Source organism: Actinoplanes philippinensis, from assembly GCF_900113015.1.
Classification (GTDB): Bacteria; Actinomycetota; Actinomycetes; order Mycobacteriales; family Micromonosporaceae; genus Actinoplanes; species Actinoplanes philippinensis.
Window position 1 is genome coordinate 741,181 of record NZ_FONV01000001.1, and the last position, 22,198, is coordinate 763,378.

Annotated in this window: 20 protein-coding genes and 1 pseudogene; 4 read left to right on the forward strand and 17 right to left on the reverse strand. The window is 71.5% G+C overall.

Annotated elements, in window-relative coordinates:
• Positions 1 to 65 precede the first annotated feature (65 nt).
• Positions 66 to 1,490, forward strand: a complete 1,425-nt coding sequence (locus BM290_RS03250) for an NAD(P)/FAD-dependent oxidoreductase (RefSeq protein WP_093609692.1) — start codon at positions 66 to 68, stop codon at positions 1,488 to 1,490.
• A 113-nt stretch (positions 1,491 to 1,603) separates the two neighbouring features.
• On the opposite strand, the gene BM290_RS03255 is transcribed toward BM290_RS03250, so the two are convergent.
• Complete coding sequence (locus BM290_RS03255; RefSeq protein WP_143133594.1) at positions 1,604 to 1,837, reverse strand: hypothetical protein; 234 nt, start codon at positions 1,835 to 1,837, stop codon at positions 1,604 to 1,606.
• A 61-nt stretch (positions 1,838 to 1,898) separates the two neighbouring features.
• Positions 1,899 to 2,540 (reverse strand): TetR/AcrR family transcriptional regulator, encoded by a 642-nt coding sequence (locus BM290_RS03260; RefSeq protein ID WP_239143272.1) that lies wholly within the window; start codon positions 2,538 to 2,540, stop codon positions 1,899 to 1,901.
• Between the two features lie 56 nt (positions 2,541 to 2,596).
• Here BM290_RS03260 and BM290_RS03265 point away from each other — a divergent pair, with 56 nt between their 5' ends.
• Positions 2,597 to 3,403, forward strand: coding sequence for an alpha/beta fold hydrolase (locus BM290_RS03265; RefSeq protein ID WP_093609696.1), 807 nt, complete (start codon positions 2,597 to 2,599; stop codon positions 3,401 to 3,403).
• A gap of 364 nt (positions 3,404 to 3,767) precedes the next feature.
• On the opposite strand, the gene BM290_RS03270 is transcribed toward BM290_RS03265, so the two are convergent.
• The 8 genes from BM290_RS03270 to BM290_RS03305 all read right to left on the reverse strand — a co-directional run bounded on the left by BM290_RS03270 (position 3,768) and on the right by BM290_RS03305 (position 12,068).
• A complete protein-coding gene (locus BM290_RS03270) occupies positions 3,768 to 4,127 on the reverse strand; it encodes a hypothetical protein (RefSeq protein ID WP_143133595.1) in 360 nt (119 codons plus the stop codon).
• Positions 4,128 to 4,167: 40 nt separating this feature from the next.
• Positions 4,168 to 4,695: a DUF4265 domain-containing protein gene (locus tag BM290_RS03275; protein WP_203779070.1), complete on the reverse strand. Its 528-nt coding sequence runs from the start codon at positions 4,693 to 4,695 to the stop codon at positions 4,168 to 4,170.
• 22 nt (positions 4,696 to 4,717) lie between these two features.
• Positions 4,718 to 5,287, reverse strand: a complete 570-nt coding sequence (locus tag BM290_RS03280) for a GNAT family N-acetyltransferase (protein WP_093609700.1) — start codon at positions 5,285 to 5,287, stop codon at positions 4,718 to 4,720.
• Positions 5,288 to 5,370: 83 nt separating this feature from the next.
• Positions 5,371 to 5,898 (reverse strand): hypothetical protein, encoded by a 528-nt coding sequence (locus tag BM290_RS03285; RefSeq protein ID WP_093609702.1) that lies wholly within the window; start codon positions 5,896 to 5,898, stop codon positions 5,371 to 5,373.
• Positions 5,895 to 7,985 carry a galactose oxidase early set domain-containing protein gene (locus BM290_RS03290; protein ID WP_093609704.1) on the reverse strand — a complete coding sequence of 697 codons (2,091 nt, stop codon included), beginning with the start codon at positions 7,983 to 7,985 and terminating at the stop codon, positions 5,895 to 5,897. The genes BM290_RS03285 and BM290_RS03290 overlap by 4 nt, the downstream gene beginning before the upstream one ends.
• Complete coding sequence (locus BM290_RS03295; protein WP_093609706.1) at positions 7,982 to 9,229, reverse strand: glycosyltransferase; 1,248 nt, start codon at positions 9,227 to 9,229, stop codon at positions 7,982 to 7,984. The genes BM290_RS03290 and BM290_RS03295 overlap by 4 nt, the downstream gene beginning before the upstream one ends.
• Positions 9,226 to 10,827 carry an ArnT family glycosyltransferase gene (locus BM290_RS03300; protein WP_093609708.1) on the reverse strand — a complete coding sequence of 534 codons (1,602 nt, stop codon included), beginning with the start codon at positions 10,825 to 10,827 and terminating at the stop codon, positions 9,226 to 9,228. Before BM290_RS03300 ends, BM290_RS03295 begins: the two co-directional genes overlap by 4 nt.
• Complete coding sequence (locus BM290_RS03305) at positions 10,824 to 12,068, reverse strand: glycosyltransferase (protein ID WP_093609710.1); 1,245 nt, start codon at positions 12,066 to 12,068, stop codon at positions 10,824 to 10,826. Before BM290_RS03305 ends, BM290_RS03300 begins: the two co-directional genes overlap by 4 nt.
• Before the next feature lie 462 nt (positions 12,069 to 12,530).
• Here BM290_RS03305 and BM290_RS03310 point away from each other — a divergent pair, with 462 nt between their 5' ends.
• Positions 12,531 to 13,193 (forward strand): carbonic anhydrase, encoded by a 663-nt coding sequence (locus tag BM290_RS03310; RefSeq protein ID WP_093609950.1) that lies wholly within the window; start codon positions 12,531 to 12,533, stop codon positions 13,191 to 13,193.
• Here the strand turns inward: BM290_RS03310 and BM290_RS03315 are convergent.
• The 5 genes from BM290_RS03315 to BM290_RS03335 all read right to left on the reverse strand — a co-directional run bounded on the left by BM290_RS03315 (position 13,177) and on the right by BM290_RS03335 (position 19,211).
• Positions 13,177 to 13,554, reverse strand: coding sequence for an STAS domain-containing protein (locus tag BM290_RS03315; RefSeq protein WP_093609712.1), 378 nt, complete (start codon positions 13,552 to 13,554; stop codon positions 13,177 to 13,179). The genes BM290_RS03310 and BM290_RS03315 overlap by 17 nt on opposite strands.
• A gap of 78 nt (positions 13,555 to 13,632) precedes the next feature.
• A complete protein-coding gene (locus BM290_RS03320) occupies positions 13,633 to 14,490 on the reverse strand; it encodes a hypothetical protein (RefSeq protein WP_093609714.1) in 858 nt (285 codons plus the stop codon).
• 68 nt (positions 14,491 to 14,558) lie between these two features.
• The gene (locus BM290_RS03325) at positions 14,559 to 16,325 is read right to left on the reverse strand and encodes a cellulase family glycosylhydrolase (protein WP_093609716.1); all 1,767 of its coding nucleotides are present in this window, start codon (positions 16,323 to 16,325) and stop codon (positions 14,559 to 14,561) included.
• Between the two features lie 37 nt (positions 16,326 to 16,362).
• On the reverse strand, positions 16,363 to 17,091 hold the full coding sequence (locus BM290_RS03330) for a matrixin family metalloprotease (protein WP_093609718.1): 729 nt from the start codon (positions 17,089 to 17,091) through the stop codon (positions 16,363 to 16,365).
• Between the two features lie 95 nt (positions 17,092 to 17,186).
• Positions 17,187 to 19,211: a GGDEF domain-containing protein gene (locus tag BM290_RS03335; protein ID WP_143133596.1), complete on the reverse strand. Its 2,025-nt coding sequence runs from the start codon at positions 19,209 to 19,211 to the stop codon at positions 17,187 to 17,189.
• A gap of 341 nt (positions 19,212 to 19,552) precedes the next feature.
• Here BM290_RS03335 and BM290_RS51010 point away from each other — a divergent pair.
• Positions 19,553 to 19,822, forward strand: a pseudogene (locus BM290_RS51010) (DUF2231 domain-containing protein); the annotation flags it as partial.
• 722 nt (positions 19,823 to 20,544) lie between these two features.
• Here BM290_RS51010 and BM290_RS03345 read toward each other — a convergent pair.
• The gene (locus BM290_RS03345) at positions 20,545 to 20,880 is read right to left on the reverse strand and encodes an antibiotic biosynthesis monooxygenase (protein WP_093609724.1); all 336 of its coding nucleotides are present in this window, start codon (positions 20,878 to 20,880) and stop codon (positions 20,545 to 20,547) included.
• Positions 20,881 to 21,166: 286 nt separating this feature from the next.
• Positions 21,167 to 22,102 (reverse strand): helix-turn-helix transcriptional regulator, encoded by a 936-nt coding sequence (locus tag BM290_RS03350; RefSeq protein WP_093609726.1) that lies wholly within the window; start codon positions 22,100 to 22,102, stop codon positions 21,167 to 21,169.
• Positions 22,103 to 22,198: the final 96 nt, after the last annotated feature.

Here is a 22,198-nt window from a genome sequence, read left to right on the forward strand (position 1 = left end):
ATCTGTTCACGAGATCTCCACGGGCCGACACCCGAGAGGTCTCGAGAGAGTTGAAGGGACTCACCATGGCGGTCACACCCCCCGCTTACGATCTGGCGATCCGCACCGACGAGCAGCGCATCCGCAAGGCCCTGGCCGGCGCCGCCCGTACCCCGTTCTGGCTGGAGGACCCGGGTCGGCCGGCCCCCCAGCCGGCGCTGAACGGCTCCACCGACGCGGACCTGCTGGTCGTCGGCGGTGGCTACTGCGGGCTGTGGACGGCGCTGATCGCCAAGGAGTCCGACCCGGCGCTCGACGTGGTGCTCGTCGAGGGCAACGAGATCGCGTGGGCCGCCAGCGGCCGCAACGGCGGTTTCGTCGAGGCCAGCCTCACCCACGGCACCGAGAACGGGCGCCGCCACTTCGCCGACGAGCTGCCGATCCTGGACGCGCTCGCCGCGGAGAACTTCGCCGGCTTCGAGGCCGCCCTCACCCGGCACGGCATCGACGCCGAGTTCCAGAAGGAGGGCGTGCTCGCCGTCGCCACCGAGCCGCACCAGGTCGACGAGCTGCGCGAGGCGATCACCGACGGCACCACGTTCTACGAGCGCGACGAGCTCGCCACGCTGGTGAGGTCGCCGCTCTACCGGGCCGGCCTGATGCAGCACGAGGGCGCCGCGCTGGTGCACCCGGCCAAGCTGGCCTGGGGCCTCAAGGCGGCCTGCCTGCGCCTGGGCGTGCGGATCTTCGAGAACACCCCGGTCACCGACATCAAGGACCAGGGCGCGACGGTACGGGCGGCGACCTGGGCCGGCAGCGTCCGCGCCGGCAAGGTCGCGCTGGCCACCAACGGCTTCCCGTCGCTGCTCAAACGCAACCGCCTGCTGACCGTGCCGGTCTACGACTACGTGCTGATGACCGAGCCGCTGACCGGCGAGCAGGTCGCCGCGATCGGCTGGACGAAGCGTTTCGGCATCTCGGACACCTCGCGGCAGTTCCACTACTACCGGATGACCGCCGACAACCGGATCCTGTGGGGCGGCTACGACGTCGTCTACCACAAGGGCGGCGCGATCCGGCCCGAGCACGACCAGAACCCGGAGACCTTCACCCGGCTCGCCGATCACTTCCTGCGCACGTTCCCGCAGCTCGGGGACGTGAAGTTCAGCCACGCCTGGGGCGGCATGATCGACATGTGCACCCAGCTGGCCGCGTTCCAGGGGCGGGCCATGGGCGGCAAGGTCGCCTACAGCAGCGGCTTCACCGGCCTGGGCGTGGCCGCCACCCGCTACGGGGCGACCGTGATGCTCGACCTGCTCGACGGGCGCGACACCGTGCGTACCCGCGTCAAGATGGCCAAGAAGAAGCCGCTTCCCGTACCGCCGGAGCCGGTCCTCTACCCGGCCGTGCAGGTGATCCGCAACGCGATCGCCCGCTCGGACCGCAACGGCGGCCGCGACGGTTTCATCCTGAAGGCGGCCAACGCCTTCGGCTTCTCCTTCGACTCCTGAGCGCCGGCGGGCCGGCCTCGACGAGGCCGGCCCGGCATTCAGCCCTCACCGGGCCGTTCCTCATCGAGGCGGGCCGGCCGTGACCAGGCTGTTCCCATCGGCCGGGACGACCGTCACCGGGGCGCGCCGGACGCCCGGAATCCGGGCTCGACCTCGCGGACGCAGTGCTCGGCGTCCTCCGCCGGCACCCCGCGCGCGGTCAGCGCCGCCATCGCCTCGGCCGGGCGCGCGCCGCCGTCGACGACGCTGATCCCGCCGCCGCTGCCCCGCACGAGATGAATCCGGTACCGCGCGCCGGTCCACTCCACGCGCGCCGCGGTCACCGGCCCTTCGGCTGCATCGCTCATGCGATCAACCTACCGACCGCTCTCCGATGACCTGCACCGAGTCGCGCTCCGGTCGCGTGGATCACTGGCTCAGAAGCGCGCCGAGCAACCCCCGCAAGGCCCGTTCGAAGAGATCGGCGCGGGGCGCGCCCGGGTCGCCGAAGGCGGCGATCAGATGGGGGTACGCCGTGAGGTCGAACCCGGTGAACGCCGGGGGCGGGGCGGCCCGTTCCTGACGCACGAAGAGCGTGACGACCCCGGTCATCATCGCCAGCGCCTCGAACTTGGCGGCGCTGGAGCACCGCACCGGCCCGAGGACCCGCAGGCAGTGGTCGAACCAGGCCAGCCCCTCGGGCCCGATCCCGCTGGGCCGGGTGAGCAGGTCGATCAGCCAGGGGTGACGGCGGTAGAGGCCGAGCTGCCGGCCGGCCAGCTCCAGCAGCGTGTCCATCGGGTCCGGCCCCGGCTCGGGATAGGGCCGCAGCTCGCCGATCACCCGGTCGGTCATCAGGTCGAGCAGATCGTCCCGCGACGACAGATAGCGGTAGAGACTGCCGGCCCCGGTGCCGAGCGCCCCGGCGACCGCCCGCATCGAGACCGCGGCCAGCCCGTCGGCGTCGGCGAGCGCGACGGCCGCCGCCACGATCTCGTCCCGGCTGTGTCCCGGCTGCGGTCCGCGGCTGCCGCGTTCGGGCCGGGTCCAGATCGGAGATGCGTCGCTCACGTGCACTACTGTAAACTGCGAACAGCGTTCGCGGTTTACCGACGGAAGGTACCGAGATGATCGAGATGAGAGACGGGGCGAGGATTCCGCTGCACACCACGGGCAGCGGACCGGATCTCGTGGTGGTGCACGGCGGCGGCGTGACCATCGACATCTACCGGCGGCTGGCGTCGAGGCTCGCCGACCGGTTCACCGTCCACCTCTACAACCGCCGGGGCCGGGCCGACGCCCCGCCGCGCAGCGTTCCCTACTCGATGCAGGAGGACATCGACGACCTGGCCACGGTGCTGGCGCACACCGGCGCGACCGACGTGCTCGGCCACAGCGGCGGCGCGGTCGTCGCGATGGAGGCGGCCCGGCAGCAGGTGCCGATGCGGCGGCTCGCGGTCTACGACGTCCCGCTCCAGGTCGACGGGCTGTTCCCGGTCGACTGGCTGCCCGGCGCGCGGGCGGCCGCGCGGGCCGGCGACATCCCCCTGGCCCTGGCACGGACCGGCGCCGGGCTCAACCCTCAGCTGGCGGCGAGCAAGCTGCCGATGCGCATGCAGGTGGCGATGGTCAAGCTGTTCCTGCGCACGCCGATCGGCCGGATGATGGGCGAGCTGGTGGCCATGACGCTCGACGAGTCGGCATCGATCGACGAACACGGCGGACCGGCCTCCCGCTGGTCCGGCATCACCGCTGAGGTGTTGCTGGTCTGCGGCGCGAGCGGCCCGCCGTATTACCCGAGGATCCACCGTGCGCTGGCCGAGGCGATCCCCGGCGCCCGCACGCTGGAGGTCCCGGGCAGCAACCACGACGGCCTGGCCCGCGCGACCCCACGACTCGTCGAGCACTTCGCCGAGTTCTTCGCCCGCCCCTGAGCCGATCCCGTGGCCGCGCCTCCCCACGCTCCCCGCGGCCCCGCCCGCGACGACGGTGCGCCGGCAGCACGGGATCCCCGCGGCCGGCGCCGACCTCGCGCCCCCCGCCTGCGACGACGGTGCGCCGGCAGCACGGAATCCCTGCGGCCGGCGCCGACCTCGCGCCCCCGCCTGCGACGACGGTGCGCCGGCGGCACGGGATCCGCGCGGCCGGCGCCGACCTCGACTCCGCCAGGGCACCCACCCCTGGCGGAGTCATCCTGATGGTCGTCGCCTCGGACGGGGCCGGGCGATCGCTCCCGGCGAGACCGAGACGGCTGATCGACCGGTCGGGGCCACCGCGCAGGACCGCAACTGAATCGCTTCAGGAGGCGTGACTCGCCTGCCGGGACCGCCCGGGCGAGGAGTGCTCACCCGGGTGCCCCATGAACAGGGAGCAGTCGAGCTCGTCCCGGTTGACGACGGGGGCGGACCCGCGGCCCGGGCACCAGGTGTACGGGTTGATCTCCGAGGCGCTGAGGGTCCACTGGATCCACCACATCGTGGCGTCGACCTGCTGGCCGAGAGCGGCGTGGGAGCCTTCGTGGCCGAGTTCGAGTTCGCAGCCGAGTTCCGACTGCACGCTCGGCGCCTCGGCGGGGAGCGCGTCGAAGAAGGCCAGCTGTGCCGCGTCGAGCGTGACACGGGCGGGGCAGGTCACCGGGTCTCCACTATCAATCGACATGCGTACATGGGTTCCCTCGATGCGCCCGCCCTACACCGGTTCACTGAACCGGTTTTGCTGAGGATCCCCGCGCCACGGCGGTCCACGCGTCGCTGACGCAGCCCTCCTCGTAGTCCCACCAGCCGTCGCGGGCGCCCGCCCGGAGCACCCGCTGGACTCCGGCCAGGTCGGCGGTCGGCGGCACCTCGAGGGCGACCAGCCCGTACTCCCGGATGCCCTCGCCGGTCACGCCGAACGGCTCGAACGCGTCGAGCACCCGCTGGTGGGAGCCGCGCAGGGGCCCGCTGTGCGAGGGGACGACCCGGATGGTGCAGCTGCCGGAGCCTTCGAGATGCTCGGCGGCCCAGAGCACGCCGTCGGCGTCGGCCTCGACCCGGACCAGGTCGCCGCTGGACACGCCGCGCACGAACCAGGGCACATTGGTCAGCCGCACCACGTCGCCGCCGACTGTCTCACCCCAGAGGCTCTCCACCTCGACCGGCGGCCAGTCGTGACCGTCGCGCGGCAGATCGAAGTGCACCTCGACCGCTGCCATCGCCACCCCGTACCCGACCTCACCCGTTCGCACGGGAACGTAGTGTCCCAGAAGATCAGGTGGTGCCGGGCTCGGGCGTACGGCTGAGTGTGAGCCATTCGTCGCGGGTGATCGCATACTCCACCTCGCCCTCCTCGGACCCGGGGATCGGCGGGTAGTCGGGGAAGAACGTCCGCTGGTAGCGGAGCCCGGCCTTGGCCATCACGGCCCGGGAGCCGGCGTTGACGGTCATGGTCTGGGCGATGATCCGGCTCTGCCTGGCCGTCTCGAAGCCGTGCCGCAGCAGTTCCCGGGACGCCTCCACGGCGTAGCCACGACGCCAGTGCCGGCGGGCCAGCCGGTAGCCGAGCTCGGCGACCGACTCCTCGCCGGCCGGTGGCAGCATCATGACGCCGATGAAGTCGTCGCCCGGCCCGAACGCCACCCAGTAGCCGAGCCCGTCCACCCGGCGGCCCAGGTCCATCCGCTTCGCGTGGTACTCGACGACCTCCTCGCGGGTGCGCGCCCGGCCGTCCAGATAGCGCAACACCTCCGGGTCGGCGTCGAGTTCGACCTCCAGTTCGAGGTGCTCGTCGGTGAGCGGCAGGAGGATCATCCGCTCGGTACGCAGGACTGGTTGCGGCATCCGCACACGATCACACACGGCCGCCGCGCCGGCGACGGGTTTACCGGGGTGCGGGGCACGCCCACCGTGCCCCGCACCCGGGCTCATCTGTCGCAGATGACGCCGTTGTGGTCCGGGTCGAGCCCCTGCCGGTCCTTGGCGGCCACCTTGACCGCCTGGTATCCGTGGTCGCGCAACCAGGCGCACTTGTCGGTGACGCCCTCCGGGAACCGCACCGGGATGCACTGGGCGACGGTGCCGTAGTTGCGATCGCAGCCGTCGACCGTCGGGGCCACCTTGACCGGGGCTGTCGGCTTGCGTTTCGCCTTCTGCCGGGTGACGCCCGGCTGCGCGGCGAAGGTCTGCACGAACGGCGCCGGGGTGGCGTGCTTCCCCGCCTTGCCGGGCGCCTTCTCCGTCACCGCCGGCGCTTTCTCTGTCGCGGGCGGCGCCACGGAGGACGGCACGACGGGTGACGGGCCGGCCGGAAGCGTCTGCTGCGCGGCGACCTCGGTCGTCCCGCGGCCCTCGCCGAAGGTGGCGGGCGCCGGCCGGGTGGTGAGCGCCCACGTCGCGCCGCTCACCAGGGCGGCCGCGGCGAGGCTCAGCGCGGCGATACGTGTCCGGGTCATCCGACCTTCACCCACTTCGCAACCGACGGGACGCCGTTGGTGCCGACCACGAACAGCATGTACCAGCCGGGCGGCGCCAGGTTGGGGTTGCTGGTCAGGTTCAGGCTGATCGAGTTGCCGTTGACCGTCATCGGCAGGTCGACGAACCGCTGGTTCGGGTCGCTGGAGTGGGTCACGGCGGCCGGGCGGATCAGCTCGGCCTTCAGGATCGGGCCGTCCACGGTGATCGTGTTGGAGCTGCCGTACGCCCAGTTCGGCGTGGACAGGCCGGTGATCTGCGGGCGGGCGCCCTTGAAGAGGTACGGCGGCGAGTAGACCGAGACGCGTTTGTCGAACGTGCCGTTGCCCGGGTTGTCGCCGACCGCCATCACCCGGCCGTCGGGCAGCAGGAACGCCGACGAGTGGTAGCCGCGCGGCACCGGGTCGGTGGCCATGCCGGCGGTGAACGTGTTGGTGGCCGGGTCGTACATGGACGCCTCGTAGACGGGGTCGGCCCGGTTGTGCAGCGCGCCGCCGGTCTCGAAGACCTTGCCGTCCGGGAGCAGGACCGCGGACACGTACATCTTGCCCTGGTCTCCGGTCTGCGCGACGCCGCCGGTCATGGTGCCCTGCGGGATCTGCGGACCGGCGGTGTACGCCGGTGAGGCCTGCTTGAGGTCGATGAGGTCGGTGAGCCGGTGCGCGTCCGGGTTGGTCTCGATGTTGCCGCCGCCCATGGTGAGGACCTTCTGGTCCTGGGCCGGGGGCAGCAGGACGCTCATCGACTGGTCGCGTTCGTCCTTCTTGCGCAGCCCGGGGACCGGCGTGATGGTGCTGGTCGGGTAGTCGTAGATGGACGCGCCGCTGCCGGGGGTGCCGTTGCCGAAGACGTGGCTGCCGGTGTAGAAGAGGCGGCCGTCCTGCATCAGGATCATCGACGGGTAGAGGCCCCAGAAGTTCCAGGTCTGGTTGGCCTCGTTGAGCCCGAGCCAGCGCTGCTGGGCGGAGTTGAAGTACTGGGTGGCGACCATGCCGTGGGAGTCCTCGCCGAGCCCGCCGAGCGAGATCACGTCACCGTTGCCGAGGACCGTCGCCGACGGGTACCAGGAGCCGGCGGTCATGTCGTTGACCCGGGTGTAGGCGCTGGTCGCCGGGTCGAAGATGTACGAGTTCTTCAACCCCTTGTAGCCGTGGCTGCCGTCCGCGGCCGGGTAGTCCTTGTTGCCGCCCATGACCAGCACCCGGCCGTCCTTGAGCTGCACGTGCCCGGAGCAGAACAGGTCCTCGGGCGTCGGCACCGCGGTGAACTGGCCGGTCCCGGGTTTGTAGATGGCGGTGGTGAACGTCTTGGCGGCGAACGCGGCCGGGTCGTTGCCGGAGCCGGCGATCAGCAGCACGTTGCCGTTGCGCAGCACCACGGCGTGGATGGCCCGCACCGACGACTGGAACGGCATGACCTGCCAGTCGCCCTTGACGCACTTGTCGCCGGCGCTGCACGATTCGTCCGGCACGGTCTGGGTGGCGTCGACCATGGTGTAGTCGTCGGTCTTCAGGGTGCCGTTGCCGTAGATGGTGACGCCCCAGACGATCTGGTCGGTGTTCGCCGGGATCTGCGGGGTGCGCACGGTCCGCTTGGTCCAGGTGGTGGTGACCGGGAGCGTGGCCAGGTCGGTCCAGTAGACCCAGCCCTGTGCGACGTCGTGCCGGAACACGGTCATCACCGTGTTCGCGGTGGTCGTCTTGTACCAGGCGGACAGGTCGTACTGGTGCCCCGGGGTGACGTTCGGCGCGCAGGAGGTGTCCTCCAGCATCATCGCCTTGCGGTCGCCCTGGCCGGCCGTGGTCAGGGTGACCGACATCGATCGGGCGCCGCTGTGCGCGTCGGTGCTCAGCGCGAAGGTGTGGCCGTTGGCGCCCCAGCCGGACTGCTCCCAGCAGACCGGGAAGCCGTCGGCGGCCAGCGATTCCAGGCCGGGGTTGGCGATCAGGTTGGCGCCGGCCGAGGCCGGGCGGTCCGGCAGGGCCAGGAAGAGTACGAGCGTGAGCACCAGGAATTGAGCTATGTGGAGCCGGTTGCTGCGGCTCATCAGCGGTCGTGATCGGTTCATGGCTTCTTTCCCGCTCGGTAGATCACCCTGTCGGAGATCAGGAATCGGACGACGAAGGACGCGACGAGGGTCAGCAGGTTGCCGGCCAGCACGCCCAGGTGCAGGCCGCTGACCAGGAGGGCCAGCAGCGGGATGCGCAACAGCAGGTCGGCGTTGCCCATCAGGAAGAACCGCGCGAACCGGCCGGCCGGGCCGCGCCGCCGGTGGTTGCGGTAGAGCAGCGTGTCGGTCAGCACGAAGTTCCAGCCGACCGCGACCACGTTGGCGGCCACCGCGGCGGCCGTGTAGTGCACGTCGGTGAGGTGCAGCAGCGCCCACAGGATCGCCTGGTTGGGCAGCAGCCCGGAGAGCCCGATCAGCGCGAAGGCCAGCATCCGCAGCCGGGCCGGGCCGAACCGCAGCCCGGCGACGTGCTTGAGGAAGCGGACGCCCTCGGCGGCTGTCGACTTGGACTCGCCGGCGTGGCGGGCCTGGAAGCCGTAGGGCACCTCGACGATCCGGCCGGGCCGGTTGCGGACGATCAGCTCCAGCAGGATCTTGTAGCCGAGCGGCCGGAGCGTGGTGGCGTCCAGCGAGCTGGCCCGGATCGCGAAGAGGCCGCTCATCGGGTCGCTGACGGCCAGCAGGCTGTTCCGGAACAGGGTCTTGACCAGCAGCGTCGAGCCGCGCGACACCAGCTTGCGGTAGCCGTCGGCCAGTCCGCCGGTGTCGCCGCCGCCGGCGTACCGGCTGCCGACGACCAGGTCGGCACCGTCGCGCAGGCCGGCCGCGATCAGGTCGGGCACGATCTCCGGCGGGTGCTGCAGGTCGGCGTCCATCACGACGACCCACTCACCGCGGGCCAGGCGCATGCCCTCGACCACGGCGCCGCCGAGACCGCCCTCGCCCTGCTCCCGGTGATGGACGGTGATCGCGATCGGACAGTGCCGGGCGGCCTCCTCGATCGCCTCCGGGGTGCCGTCGGTGCTGTCGTCGACGAACACGATCTCGGTGCCGTCGTGCGGCAGGGCCGCGGCGAGCCGGGCCAGCAGGGCGGTCACGTTGTCGCGCTCGTTGTAGGTCGGAACGATGATGCTCTGCCGCAGCGTGGCCGGGCCGGGCCGGACGCCGATCTCGCCGGGCAGCACCGCCCGGGTGCGCCCGGACGCGCGGTACCCGGCCAGCGACAACGTCTTCTCGCCGGGTGTGACGGTGGCCTGGTGCGGCACGCCGACGGCCGCCCGGCCCTGTGCCTGGGTGGTCATGCGGGATCCTCCTTGTCGATGCGGCGGATCTCGATGCGCGCGTCGGCCGGGCCGAACGAGGCCTCCAGCGTCGAGTGCGTCAGCAGGGCGGTGACCAGCGGCAGCGTGCTGGGGTCCTGGCGCAGCGCGGGCGTCGAGATCAGGTAGTCGACGTCGCGCCAGCCGTTCGGCAGGCGGGCCTGCACGGCCGGGTCGAGGTCGAGCTTGTAGAACCAGATGACCTGCTCCCGGGGGATGCCGGCGTCGACGCAGTCGAGCCACAGCACGTCGTCGGTGACCACGGTGGCGTTCGCCCGGTCCGGCAGGGACGTGTGCAGGTACTCGGCGGCGGCCGTGTAGCCGGCGTTGTCGTCGACGGTCAGGTTGCGGTGGTTACCGGCCACCCAGCGCGGTCCGATCAGCATCGCGGCGAGCAGCACGGCCACGGTCGCCAGCGCGGGACGCCACCAGCGGCGATCGCGGGGCACGGCCCGGGCGGCTACGTCCAGCATCCCGGCGGTGACGATCGCGAAGAACGGGAGGAGCTGGACCACGTACATGGCCGGCAGGTAGCCGCCGGGACGGATCGCCACCAGCACGAGGATGAGCGCGGCGACGGCGGCGGGGCGCAGACGGCGTACGAACAGCGCCGCCGCCGTGGCGAGCAGGCCGGCCACCAGGATCACCGGGTCGTAGAACAGCCACGACTGGACCAGCTCGTACGACCCGGAGCCGGGCGTGAACACGCTGCCCGTGCCGGACCGGTTGGCGAGCTGGAACTGCCAGGCGCCGATCAGCGACACGTGTCCCGGCCCGGGGAACAGCTCGCCGCGCAGCACCGCGTAGAGCGGGTAGAAGACGCCGACCAGCACGAGACCGCTGAGGTAGCCGCCGACCGCCCACGGCCGGGTGGAGCTGCGGGCCGCGTTCTGCCACAGGGCCACCGCGACGGCGGGCAGCGTGACCAGCATGGTCTCCTTGCTGAGCACGGCGATCGCGGTGGCCGCCCCGGCCGCGGTGTAGTGCCACAGGTTGCGGCGTGGCGACAGCACCAGGGCGAGCGCGCCGAGCATCCAGGCGACGGCGAAGCTGTCCAGGTAGATCTCGCGGTACATGGTGATGGTCAGCGGCGACAGGCCGAAGATCAGCAGGCCGATCGCGGAGGCGCGGATGCCCATGCCGAGCCGGCGGCAGATCAGGTAGACGAGCAGCAGGCAGGCCGCCACCACCGGGATCATCGCGACCCGGCCGGCCGTGACCGCCGGGCCGGTGACGCCGAACAGGTCGGGGATCCAGGAGAGGGCGGCCAGCTGGATCCAGGCCAGGGGCGGGTGGTCGTACCAGTAGGTGTAGTGGGCCAGGCCCTTGCCGGTGGCGACCGCCCAGGCCTGCGCCAGGTAGGTGCCCTCGTCGTCGCTGGCCATCGGGAAGCCGCTGATGTTCACCGTCAGGACGACGATCACCAGCGTGGTCAGCAGGCCCGCGAGCAGGCCCTCGCCGCCGGTGAGCTCGCGGCGGCGTACCACCCGGGGCGGGACGACCGGGACCAGCTCCCGCGTCGGCGACGTCCGGTCCAGCGTGCCTCGCGCCTTGGGGATCAGCGATGTGGTGGTGGTCATGCGGCACCCGCCTCGGCGTTGGCGTTGATGTGGGCGCCGACATGAGTGGTCAGCTCCCAGTTGCGGCGGCCGGTGTACTCACGCCACACGGCGCGCAGCGCGGCGACGCTGAGGACCAGCGCGTACGGCAACGCGCCGAGGATGAGCCGGGCATAGTGGACCGGGGTGATCCTCAGGTCGTACTGCTTGCCGAAGTCGCGCAGGCCGACGGTCTGGAAGACGATGTTGGCGGCCATCGGCACCACCGGCACGAAGGTGGCCAGGGCGATGCCGATCGGCAGGTCGGCGAGGATCGCGACGGCGATGCCGATCGGGATCGCGATGCCGGAGAACGCCTGGAAGAACGGGCCGAGCAGGGTGTATCGGGCCAGCAGCCGCTGGCCGAACGACGGCAGCCGCCGCCACTCCCCCTTGCGCAGCACCTGCAGGAAGCCCTGGTTCCAGCGGGTGCGCTGCTTGAGCAGGCTGCCGATGGTGTCCGGGGTCTCCTCGCGGGTGACCAGCGACGCCTCGTAGGCGACGGTCACCTTGGCGCCCCGGCTGGACAGCCGCACGCCGAGGTCGCAGTCCTCGGCCAGGCAGGTGCCGTCCCAGCCGTTGGCGGTGCGCAGCACGTCGGAGCGGACGAAGACGGTGTTGCCGCCGAGCGGGATGAAGCCCTTGTCGGCGTGCAGGTGCAGGCGGCTGCGGAACCAGAAGAAGTACTCCAGGCAGTTGTGCAGGCTGTACCAGCTGGAGTCGAAGTTGATCAGCTGCACACCGCCCTGGACGACGTCGGCGCCGGTCGAGCGGAACGCGTGGTCGACGTGTTCCAGCAGGTCCGGGTGCACCTGGTCCTCGGCGTCGAAGACACCGACCACGTCGCCGCGGACGAACGGCAGCGCGGTGTTCAGAGCACGGGGCTTGTTCTTCACCTCGTTGTGGTCGGTGACGACCAGCACCCGGCCGGGCGCCTTCGCGGCCGCGGCGTGGGCCACCGCCGCCGTGTCCGGGTCGTCGTGCCCGACGATGACGATGATCTCGTAGCCCTGATGGGTGGAGCGGAGCAGACGCTGGATGGTGTGTTCCAGCACGGCCTGCTCGTGCCGTGCCGGAAGCAGCAGGGAGAACGTCAGCCGGTGGTCACCGTCCGGCTCCGCGAAGCGGGTGGCGGCGAGGGTCTCCGGGGTACGCCACGCGTGCATCGTCCACCAGAGGGTCACCGCCGCGAACGTGGCCAGCACGGCGGAGATGAGAATCATGACGGCGGCAGCCAAGGTCGTCGCCTTTCAGCAATGAGGGAATACGACTCCAAAAATGGAGCGGGCCGACCCTATCGCGAATGCCGGCGCTCAATTCAAGTCGATCTCGGCGATTCCCGCTTTCCGGTGAGCCGCCTCGAATGTGATTCTCTCGAAACAACTGTCGGAACGGCGACGGACATCATTGCCGAAAAACAATGTCCGGGTACGCGGAACGCCCCGTCGCAAGCGTCGGGACGCGACCGGGCGACGGCCACCGGGACCGCTGAAAGAACATAAGACATGTCGGCTCTTTCCCGCGTCACGCGTCCGGGGGAATGATGGTCATGCCCATCGAAAAAAGCACCATGCGCCCGATTTGCCGACTATTGCAGGATCTGCATGTCTTGATCGCGATAGTTACTGGGCGTGGTTGATCATCGGGAGCAAGATGGGGCCGTCCCTCTCTCTTTGGAGCACACGATGCTGGACTCATCGCTTCGCCGCCGGTCGTTCTTCGCCGTCGGCGGCGCCCTCGCCGGATCGATCGCCCTGGCGCCGGCCGCCCGGGCCGCCCATCCGGCGACCACCCTGGAGCAGCTCCTGGCCGGCAACCGCCGGTTCGTCACCGGCCACGGCCGGCACCCCCATCAGACCCCGGCCCGGATCCGCGAGGTGGCCGCCGGCCAGCACCCGTCCGCGATCATCCTGGGCTGCGCCGACTCGCGGGTCGCCCCGGAGATCCTCTTCGACCAGGGCGTCGGCGACCTCTTCGACAACCGGGTCGCCGGCAACATCGTCGACGACCTGCTGCTCGGCAGCATCGAGTACGCGGTCGAGGAGTTCGCCCCGCCGCTGATCGTCGTGCTCGGTCACGAGCGCTGCGGCGCCGTCTCGGCCACTCTCAACGCCATCCGGACCGGCGGCGAGGCCCCGGGCCACATCGCCGCCGTCGTGGACGCGCTGCGCCCGGTCGTCGCCCCATTCGTCGACGACCCGGACGGCGTGGACAAGGCGGTCGTGGCGAACATCCGGGCGCAGGTGTCAGCCCTGGTCACCCGCAGTGAGATCGTGGCCCACAGCGCGGCCCGGGTGGTCGGCGCCCGTTACGACCTGGAGACCGGACTCGTCACACTTGTCCACTGAGGTCGTCGGCCCAGGCCGGCGCATACAGAGTGTGCGGAACGGGTGACGGCTCGCAGAGGCCGGTCATGGCCAGCGCCTGCCGCACATGGCCCTGAGCGTTGACGATGTCGTAGCCGTGGCCACCACGCATGGCGCGGGTGTAGCCGATCAGCAACAGCTCGATGCATTCACTGCCGATCGTCTCCACCCGCGTCATGTCGATGATCACACGGTGACCGCGCCGGCCGGAGGCGAACGCGTCCCGCATCCCGGCGCGCAGCACCTTGTGGGCGTCCCGGTCGAAGGCGCCGATCAGGTGCAGTTGGACGGTGGATCCGTTCCGGTGGTTGGTGCGCTCGATTTCGTACCGTGGGTCGGTCATACCTGAAGTCGTACCCGGGAAATGTGTCCGGGAGCCGAAATCCCGATGACACCGTGACCGAGCCAACAATGGCGCACCTCAAAACGGAACACAGACGAGCTCACTGTAGAGAAGATCGATCTGATGCGGCTGCAGGGAGTCGCTGCGGAACATCCGGCGGCGGTCGGTGGGCACCCGGATTGCGCCGCGCGGCCGGAAACCGGCGACCCGCGGCTCCAGCAGCGTCACCGGCAGCCCGTGCCGGATCAGCAGGTGACCGGTGAACGCCCGGAACATCCGGCGGAACACCCGCCGATCGCTGACGTGCACGAGCGAGGCGAACAGCGGCAGGTTCTTCGGACGGTCGTGCCGGAACACCACGTGACACACCCCGGACCGGTCGGCGAGCACCACATGCCGGGCCGCGAGCGCCTCCCGGTGATCCAGATAGAGCTGCAGATCATCACCGGCCAGCAGGTCCTCGATGCGGCGCGGATCCGACGTGACCACCCGCCCGGGCAACGGCAGGGACAACGGCAGATGGGGTACGGCGAGCAGCTCGCTCTCCAGATGCCGGAAACCGAGACGCTCGTTGATCGGGATCACGCTGCCGCTCGGCGTCAGATCGGTGAAGTGGTAGCCCTCCTGCCCGAGCAGGGCCCGCAGCAGTTTGACGCTGAGCAGCCGGTATCGCGGGAGCACGCACCAGCCGCCCAGGTTGCAGAACCGCTGCCGGGTCCCGCCGACCGTGCGCTCGGTGTAGAAGGCCAGGTAGACACCGACCACCAGACCGGCGGCGAGGAGCATGAACCCGTGATTGGGGGCCGCCGACTTCCACGGCGGGGTGATCGCGCGGGCCCAAAGGTCGGCGCTGAGCCGGGTGTTCAGATGGGCGTGCAGGAAGTGGGCGACCCGGGGCACGTCGGCGGACGTGATCGGCAGCACCTGGACGTTCATCGAACCAGGATCCCAGCCTCCCGGGGTGCGCCCACAGTCGCAGAAGTCATGTCATAGACGAGACGGAGTCACAAACCGGCCGCCCACGCCAGCAGTTCGGTGCGGACGGCGGTCAGGGTGGCGGCCGGCACCGTCGCCGTGTCGGAGGCGTTGACCACCAGCGCCACGTGCACCCGGCCCGGCGCCGACCCGGTCGCGTCGAGCAGCAGCCGCCGGGCGGTGGCCGCGCCGACCTCGGTGGTCACCGCGACCGGTCCGCTCGCCGGCACCCCGGCGACGGCGCCGAGATCGGAGACCACGACGGTACGCGCGGACGGGAACGACCCGGGCAGGTGCAGCTCGGTCGGCGCGCCCGGCGGTGCCGCCGGCTCGCGCCAGACCAGCACCCCGTACTGCCGGCCGGCGACCAGCCCGGCGATCGCGGGCAGCCGGGACGGCACGGTCAGCCACGCCTGCTGCCGTCCCGCGCCGGCGAACCCGTCCCGGGCCAGGTCCTCGTAGGCGAACGCGATCGTGCTCCCGGCCACCGCGCTCGGGTAGAGCCGGTCCAGCACCCGCCGGTCCAGGCGCAGCGCCCCGTTCGCGATCACCGAGTGGTCCTCGCCGTTCCACGCGTCCCCGGTGGTCTGCACCTTGTCCGGGTTGAAGTTCATCAGCTCCCGATGCTTGCCGCTGTAGACGTCCCAGTGCCACTGGGTCGACGACAGCACCTGCCCGGAGCCGGCCGCGCCGTTCCAGAACGAGGCGCCGGACAGCCGCGAGTCGAGGCCCTGATACATCGAACGGACCATCCACGGGGTACGGGAGCTGCTGCCCGTGCCGGACACGGCGTTGCCGAACTCGGACACGAACGCCGTCGTCCCGAGAGCGGTGGCACGGTCCCGGATCCGGTTCATCGCCACGGTGTACGTGCCGTCTCCCGCCGCCGACGGGTCCAGCGTCATCCGTGAGCCGTCGTAGTAGTGGCTGTTGAACACGTAGCGCGAGCCCAGCTGACCGGCCGTGGACAGGCCGCCCTGCTCGAAGAACCCGGTGTTCCAGAAGACCAGCGGCTCGGCGTAGAGCGGCAGCGACGACCAGCCGGTCGCGTCCATCACGGCCCGGAACCGCTGGTAGAACGGCAGCAGGTAGGTGGTCTCCCAGGTGGTCCCGGAGCCGCCGTCCAGCCCGCCGTCGAACGGCTCGTTGAACGGGTCGACACCCAGCATCATCGGGTAGTCGACGCGGGACCGCAGGTGGGTGAGGGCGGCGCGGGCCTGCGTGAGGTAGGCGTCCTGCACGCCGGAGCGGTTGCGCCAGAAGTCGTACGCGGCCGCCCGTACCGCGCCGTTGTTCATCATGTTCTGCCCCCACAGCAGGCAGATGCCGCACGACTCGTCGGGGTAGGCCGCGGCGTCGATCACCCACTTCGGCGCGCCGTCGCCGGTGTACCAGCTGTCCGGGTCGAACAGGTGCGCCGAGTACAGGTCCTGGTGCCAGTCGAGCAGCACCCGGATGCCCCGGCCGGTGAACTGGCGGATCTGGTCGGCGGCCCGGTCCAGGTAGGCGGTGTCGATCCGGTCGCGGGCCGGCTGCACCCCCTCCCAGCTGATCAGGAAGCGGATCGCGTTGGCGCCGGTGAGCTCGCGCATCTGGGCAGCCGCGGCCGCCGCGTCGGCGGTGCTGCGGAACGGGAGGAGTCCGTTCTCGTACAGCTTGGTGCTGCCCGAGACGTTGAAGCCGCGCAGGACGATCTCGCGACCGTGGATGTCGGTGGGTGCGGCGGCGGCAGCCGGTCGCGCCGGCGCCGCGAGACCCGCGACCACCAGCAGAAGTGCCAGGAAGAAGGCCCGCATACATCGAAGGTAATCACTTGTTCACCATCGGCAACCACTATGCCGGGCGCTGCGTATACAGACAGCCCGCCGACGTGCCCAGCTTGCGCAGCCCAGCCAGGTCACCGGCGCCCCACACCGCCTTCTTCGAGGTGATGGTGTGGAACATGATCTGGTTGCGGTCGTTCTGCTCCGGGTGGGCCAGGCCGATCGCGTGGCCGATCTCGTGCATCAGCACCGCGCCCGTCGTGCCGCTGCCCGACGCCCCGAAACCACGGGCCAGCGACTTCACCGACGTCGCGTTCAGCACCACCGAGCCGGAGAGCATCATCAGCGCGTCACCGCCGGACGCCGAGTACGCGGTCTGCCACGAGCCCCCGCCCATGCCCAGCACCCGGGTCCCCGCCGGCAGCCATTTGCTGTGCTTGCCGGGCGTCGCCCAGGCGATCACGATCTCGGTGCCCGCCGGGTACGCGCCCCGGTAGCCGGAGTTCGCCTGCGGGATCACGTCGGTCGTCCCGGCATAGCGGAACGTCAGGCCGGTGGCCGCAGCGATCCGGCTGAACGTCGTCTTCACCTCGGCCAGCGAGCCCTTCGGCGCCCGGTCCAGGTTGACCCGGTAGTCGATGGCGCCGCCGCACGGGTTCCACCGGGCGATCAGGCCGCTGCCGTGGGCCTGGCTCATGAAGGCGTACGCCTTCGCGCTGCCGGCGGCCGCCAGAGCCACCCCGGGCTGGGCCGCCACCAGGGTCGACACCGCGGCGAGCAGGAGCAGTACGCGCTTCATACGGGGGTCCGATCGATCGAAGGGAGGACCCATTCTGTGATCGCCGGGGGTGCCGTCCGGGGTGGCCGCCGGGTGCAGACCGGTTGCCACGACGGTCAGCTCCGGACGTACCTCTGCACGGGCTTCTTCTGCAGGTAGAGACGGGCGTCGGCGGCGGCGTAGAGGCTGTCGAAGTCGTCGCCGTCCACCCCCAGGACAGCGGCGCCGACGCTCACACCGGTCCGCTCGCCCAGCACCGTGCGCAGCTCCGCGGCCACCCCGGACGCGTCGCCGCCATCGGTCAGCAGGACCACGAACTCGTCGCCGCCGAGCCGCCCCACGATGTCGTGCGCATGCACGCGGGCACGCAACGTCGCCGCCACCCAGCGCAGCAGGTCGTCCCCGGCGGCATGCCCCCGCGCGTCGTTGAGCTGCTTGAACCCGTCCAGGTCGAGGACCAGCAGCGCGGCGTCCCGGCCGATCCGCCGGCTGTGCGCCACCTCCGCCGCGAACCGCTCCGCGAAACCACGCCGGTTCAGCACATCGGTCAGCACGTCCACCCGCGACAGCCTGGTCAGCATCCGCCGCTGCCCGGCCGCCGCCCGGCCCTGCAACGCGCACGCCGTCGCCGCGGCCGCCATCTCCAGCATCTGCACCGCCAGATACCAGCCGTCGACGTCACCGACCCGCAGCCCCACCAGCAGATACAGCCCGCCGGCGGCCAGCGCCACCGGCCCGGCCACCTCCGGCCGCATGCCCAGCATCAGCAGTGGAATCGAGATCAGCACCCCGATCCCCACCGGCTGATCCACCCCGCCGTCCAGCGTGGCGATCGCCGCACAGCTCACGAACGCGCTGAGCGCGAACGCCAGCATCAACGGCCGGGCCAGACGCGACCGGCTCAGCCAGTCGGCGCCCGCCACCACGGCGAGCCCGGTCAGGAAACCCCACAGCGACAGCGCCACCATGCCGGTCCGGTGCGGGTGATCGTTCCCGCCCAGCACCACATAGACCAGCGCCACCACCGTCTGCGTCATCGACATCCAGCCCGGGTCGGCGATCGAGTGCCGCCGCCGCTCCCGCGCCTCCACCGCCGCGACCGGACCGGACGGGCGGACCCCGGAACGCGCCCCGGCCACCGCCGCGGCCGTCGGCGCCCGGCGCACCCGGGCCGCCTTGTCCCGGTACAACCGCTGATCCGCGGCCACCAGCAGCCCGGCGAAATCGGCCGCGTCACCGGGGAACGTCGCCGACCCCAGACTCGCCGGCGCGCACCCGCGCAACCGCTGCCGCAGCCGATCCACCACGATCTCCGCGTCCGCCGCGTCGGTCCCCGGCAGCAGCATCGCGAACTCGTCGCCACCCAGCCGGCCCACCGCGTCGTGGGCGCGCAGATCCGCCCGCAGCTCCTGGCCGGTCCAGGCCAGCAGCTCGTCACCGGCCCGGTGGCCGTGCGTGTCGTTGACCTCTTTGAAATGGTCCAGATCCAGCAGCACCAGGGTCACCGGGCCGTCGCCGCGCTCCGCGTCGGCCAGCTCGGCGGCCACCCGCTCGTCGAAGCCGCGCCGGTTCAGGCAACCGGTCAGCGGATCGGTCCGCGAACTGTCGGCCAGCCGCCGCCGCAACGACGCCAGCACCGCCGAATGCCGCAGGCACAGATACGCGACGCAGGCGAAAGCCAGGCCATGGACCAGCGGATACCCCGGCGGCGGCGGATCGCCGAAGAGCAGCACGCAGCCGTACGCCGAAACGCCCAGCCCGGCCGACACCAGAAACGCCCGGGGCGGGACCACGATCGCCAGCAGCACCACCGACAGCGGGATGAACGTGCCCAGCGGCCCCGCCACACCCCCGCCGAGAATCCCCAGGGCGGCCGAACCGGCCAGGTTGACGGCCGCCGCGGTCAGCTGGATCCAGATCCACCACCGGGTCCGCGCGACGCGGCCCGCCATCGTCCAGCCGAACGCCGCAAGCCCCACCATCGCCACCGCGACGACCAGCATCGGCGCCCGTCGCGGATCACCCCAGGTGCCGGCCGCATAGGCCGCCGCCAGCACCGCCGGAACCGCCCCGTAGGCGGCCGACGCCCGCAACGACTGCCGCCGCGACCGCTGCACCACGCCAAGGGATTCGCGCTTCACGACGCGGCACCTCCCTGGCTGAGCTCGACCCCGCAACCATCGGCCCGCTCAGGCGCGGCTTGAGCTTTTCTTGAACCACGCCGACCCGCGGCCACCCCCGCACCCGGCCGCTGTCACCGTTCGCCGGTAGCGGTCGGGGCAGCCGAGCCGGACCGGATCACCCGCGTGGACAGCGAATCACCCGCACGAGACCACCCGTTCCCGGACGGTTCGCACCAGGCTGGGTAGGTCCGGTGACACACGCGAGCACGACAGGGGGACCGCGCATGCAGAGCCGCCTTCGACTCGCGGGCCACGGGATGCAGCCGTTGCTGCTGATGTTCCCGCTCGGCCTCTTCTGGATGGCCTTCGTCCTCGACCTGGCCACCGTGCTCGGCGCGCCGGACCTGCTCGGCACGGTCGCCTTCTGGAACCTGGTCGCGGGCCTGGGCGGCGGCCTGCTCGCCACCCTGGCCGCCGTCGCCGACGCCATCGCGGCGACCGCCCCCGCCACCGTCCGCCTCTTCGTCTCGGCGCTGCTCCTCGACGTCGGCGTCCTCCTCGTCTTCGCCGTCCTCACTCTCATGCGCGTCCGCGACCCGAACCGCACCACCACCCCGAACCTCCTCACGGTCGAGATCGCCGGCCTGGCCGCTGCCGCTTTCAGCGCGTGGTTCAGCGGCCGGCTGGCAGCCCCGGGCGCCCCGGTGTCCGACCGCCGACGCCACCATCCCGCCGGCGCCCAGCAGCGGGCGGCCACCCTCCCCACCGACCTGAACCGGCTGCTCACTCCCCCGGCCCCACCCCCACCACGCCGACCCCCGACAACCGTCACTCCCCCGGCCCCACCCCCACCACGCCGGCCCCCGACAACCGTCGCTCCCCCGACAACCGTCACTTCACCGCACCAGGCCCCACCGCAGCCGCCTCCGCGACCAACGGGAAGCCCACGCCGAACCGCCCCTTCCCCGCGAGCAGCCCCAACACAGACACCGACACCCCCAACCGCGGGCCGGCCGTCCCCTGCTACCTCACCGCAGGCAGCACCACCCGCACCGGCGGACCGCCGCCCGCCGTCCGCCACCTCACCGCAAGCAGCACCACCCGCACCGGCGGGCCAGCCCTCGGCCGCGACCTCGCGGCGAGCGGTGCGACCAACCGGAACAGGCGATGTCCCCGGGGCATCGTCTCGGCCCGCTGCTGCCCCGCCACAGCGATCACCCGCCGAGCGTTACGCCGTCGCCGGGCGGAGACGTCGGGGCGCAACGGTCACCGGTGTGGCGGTGGGTGTCGTGCGGCTTGCGATCACACGGCTGCTCCTCGAACGTGTGATCGGAGCCGCCCGGCGGATCGGTCAGGCGAGCGCCGGCCAGGCGGAGCGGATCTCGGTGTGGCGCAGGCCGCCCGACTCGGTGATGTGGCGGAACCAGGCCGCGCACTCCGGGACGGACGCGGCATCACGGGCCGCGGTCTCCGCCTCGGCACGGGTGCGCCAGACCAGGACATCCAGCCAACCGCCGTCGTCCTCCCTGGTCAGGTAGGCGGCGACACAACCGGGGAAGCGCTGCCGCAGCGCCTCCACCATGGATGGTCGCTCGGCGAGCAGCCGCTCCTCGGAACCCTCGGCCACATGAAAACGGGCCAGCTCGATGACCGGCACGGTGTCTCGGCTCTGCTCGGGATCCGTCATGCCGCGCACGCTACTCGGGGGCTACGACATTCTCGGGCCGCCGACAGCCGCCCTCGACGGTGACGGCCGCTACAAACGGCAACGGTTACGACGAACGGTCGCTGTGAGCAGAGGATGACTGGTCGCAGGGGCCGAACGGTCGTTACGGGCAGAGGATGACGGGCCACAGGAGCCGGACAGTCGCCGTGAGCAGAGGATGACGGGCCACAGGAGCCGAGCGGTCGCTGTGCGGGTAGGGGCGACGGCTACGGCATGCGCAGACCGGTCGCGGGATGCAAGGGAACGGCTACGGCGGGGGCGGGTCGGTGGCGGCGAGCATACGGGTGGCGATGTTGCGGGCGGCGGTGACGATCTCGGGGCCGCCGAGGATGCGGTAGGGGACGGGGATGGCGGTCAGTTGGCGGGCGTACCAGTAGGGGGCGCTGGTGGTGCCGGTCAGCAGGGTGGTTCCGGGGTGGGGGCCGGGAGTCAGCGTGCCGAGGGCGGTGCCGGCGCTTTCGGCCACCTCGCCGGGGGTGGCGTCGATCAGGATCTCGGCGGTGTATTCCCAGCCGGTGGCCAGGTGCTCGTCCAGGACGGCGACCGGGTCCAGCCCGGACGGGGGGATGAACACGGTGGGGAGGATGTCGACGCCGGTGACCCGGTCGATCCGGTAGGCGCGGCGGGCGGCGGGGCGGTGGGCGTGGCAGAGCAGGTACCACCGGCCGTGCCGGACCACGATCGCCCACGGGTCGGCTTCGGTCGTCGAATCGTTGCCGGCCTCGGAACGGTAGCTCAGCCGTACCGTCTGATTCTGGGCACAGGCCTGCACCAACCGTGACGTGATCTCGGGGTCGGGCCTGGCCGCCGAGCGGTCGGGCGCGGGCGCCGCGGTGCGGCGGACCGCCTCCACCTGGGTGCCGAGAGACTCCGGCAGGACCCGGACGATCTTGCCCAGCGCGCTTCCCACCGGATCGGTGGTGTCACCGGCCGCGTGATGGCCGTCGAGGACCGCCATGACCAGGCCCAGCGCCTCCGCCTGGGTGAAGATCAGCGGCGCGGGGCGGGCGCCCCGGCCGACACGGTAGCCACCGTAGGGGCCGCGGACCGACTCGATCGGGATGCCCGCTTCGCGGAGGATGGCGATGTAGCGGCGGGCTGCCCGTTCGGAGATGCCGCCGAGACGCTCGGCCAGCCGGTCGGCGGTGATCCCGGGGCTGCCCTGCACTGCTTCGAACGCCATCAGTGCTCGCGCGGTCGGGCTTTCCACCAGTCTGCCGCCCTTCCGTCAGCTCACCACCGCGATCACTGCCGCCCTCACCCAACAGCCACCCACGAC

Coding starts and splice junctions, on each gene's coding strand:
- BM290_RS03250 (WP_093609692.1), top strand. CDS start 66: ATGGCGGTCACACCCCCCGCTTACGATCTGGCGATCCGCACCGACGAG.
- BM290_RS03255 (WP_143133594.1), bottom strand. CDS start 1,837: ATGAGCGATGCAGCCGAAGGGCCGGTGACCGCGGCGCGCGTGGAGTGG.
- BM290_RS03265 (WP_093609696.1), top strand. CDS start 2,597: ATGATCGAGATGAGAGACGGGGCGAGGATTCCGCTGCACACCACGGGC.
- BM290_RS03270 (WP_143133595.1), bottom strand. CDS start 4,127: ATGTCGATTGATAGTGGAGACCCGGTGACCTGCCCCGCCCGTGTCACG.
- BM290_RS03280 (WP_093609700.1), bottom strand. CDS start 5,287: ATGCCGCAACCAGTCCTGCGTACCGAGCGGATGATCCTCCTGCCGCTC.
- BM290_RS03285 (WP_093609702.1), bottom strand. CDS start 5,898: ATGACCCGGACACGTATCGCCGCGCTGAGCCTCGCCGCGGCCGCCCTG.
- BM290_RS03290 (WP_093609704.1), bottom strand. CDS start 7,985: ATGAACCGATCACGACCGCTGATGAGCCGCAGCAACCGGCTCCACATA.
- BM290_RS03295 (WP_093609706.1), bottom strand. CDS start 9,229: ATGACCACCCAGGCACAGGGCCGGGCGGCCGTCGGCGTGCCGCACCAG.
- BM290_RS03300 (WP_093609708.1), bottom strand. CDS start 10,827: ATGACCACCACCACATCGCTGATCCCCAAGGCGCGAGGCACGCTGGAC.
- BM290_RS03305 (WP_093609710.1), bottom strand. CDS start 12,068: ATGATTCTCATCTCCGCCGTGCTGGCCACGTTCGCGGCGGTGACCCTC.
- BM290_RS03310 (WP_093609950.1), top strand. CDS start 12,531: ATGCTGGACTCATCGCTTCGCCGCCGGTCGTTCTTCGCCGTCGGCGGC.
- BM290_RS03315 (WP_093609712.1), bottom strand. CDS start 13,554: ATGACCGACCCACGGTACGAAATCGAGCGCACCAACCACCGGAACGGA.
- BM290_RS03320 (WP_093609714.1), bottom strand. CDS start 14,490: ATGAACGTCCAGGTGCTGCCGATCACGTCCGCCGACGTGCCCCGGGTC.
- BM290_RS03325 (WP_093609716.1), bottom strand. CDS start 16,325: ATGCGGGCCTTCTTCCTGGCACTTCTGCTGGTGGTCGCGGGTCTCGCG.
- BM290_RS03330 (WP_093609718.1), bottom strand. CDS start 17,091: ATGAAGCGCGTACTGCTCCTGCTCGCCGCGGTGTCGACCCTGGTGGCG.
- BM290_RS03345 (WP_093609724.1), bottom strand. CDS start 20,880: ATGACGGATCCCGAGCAGAGCCGAGACACCGTGCCGGTCATCGAGCTG.
- BM290_RS03350 (WP_093609726.1), bottom strand. CDS start 22,102: ATGGCGTTCGAAGCAGTGCAGGGCAGCCCCGGGATCACCGCCGACCGG.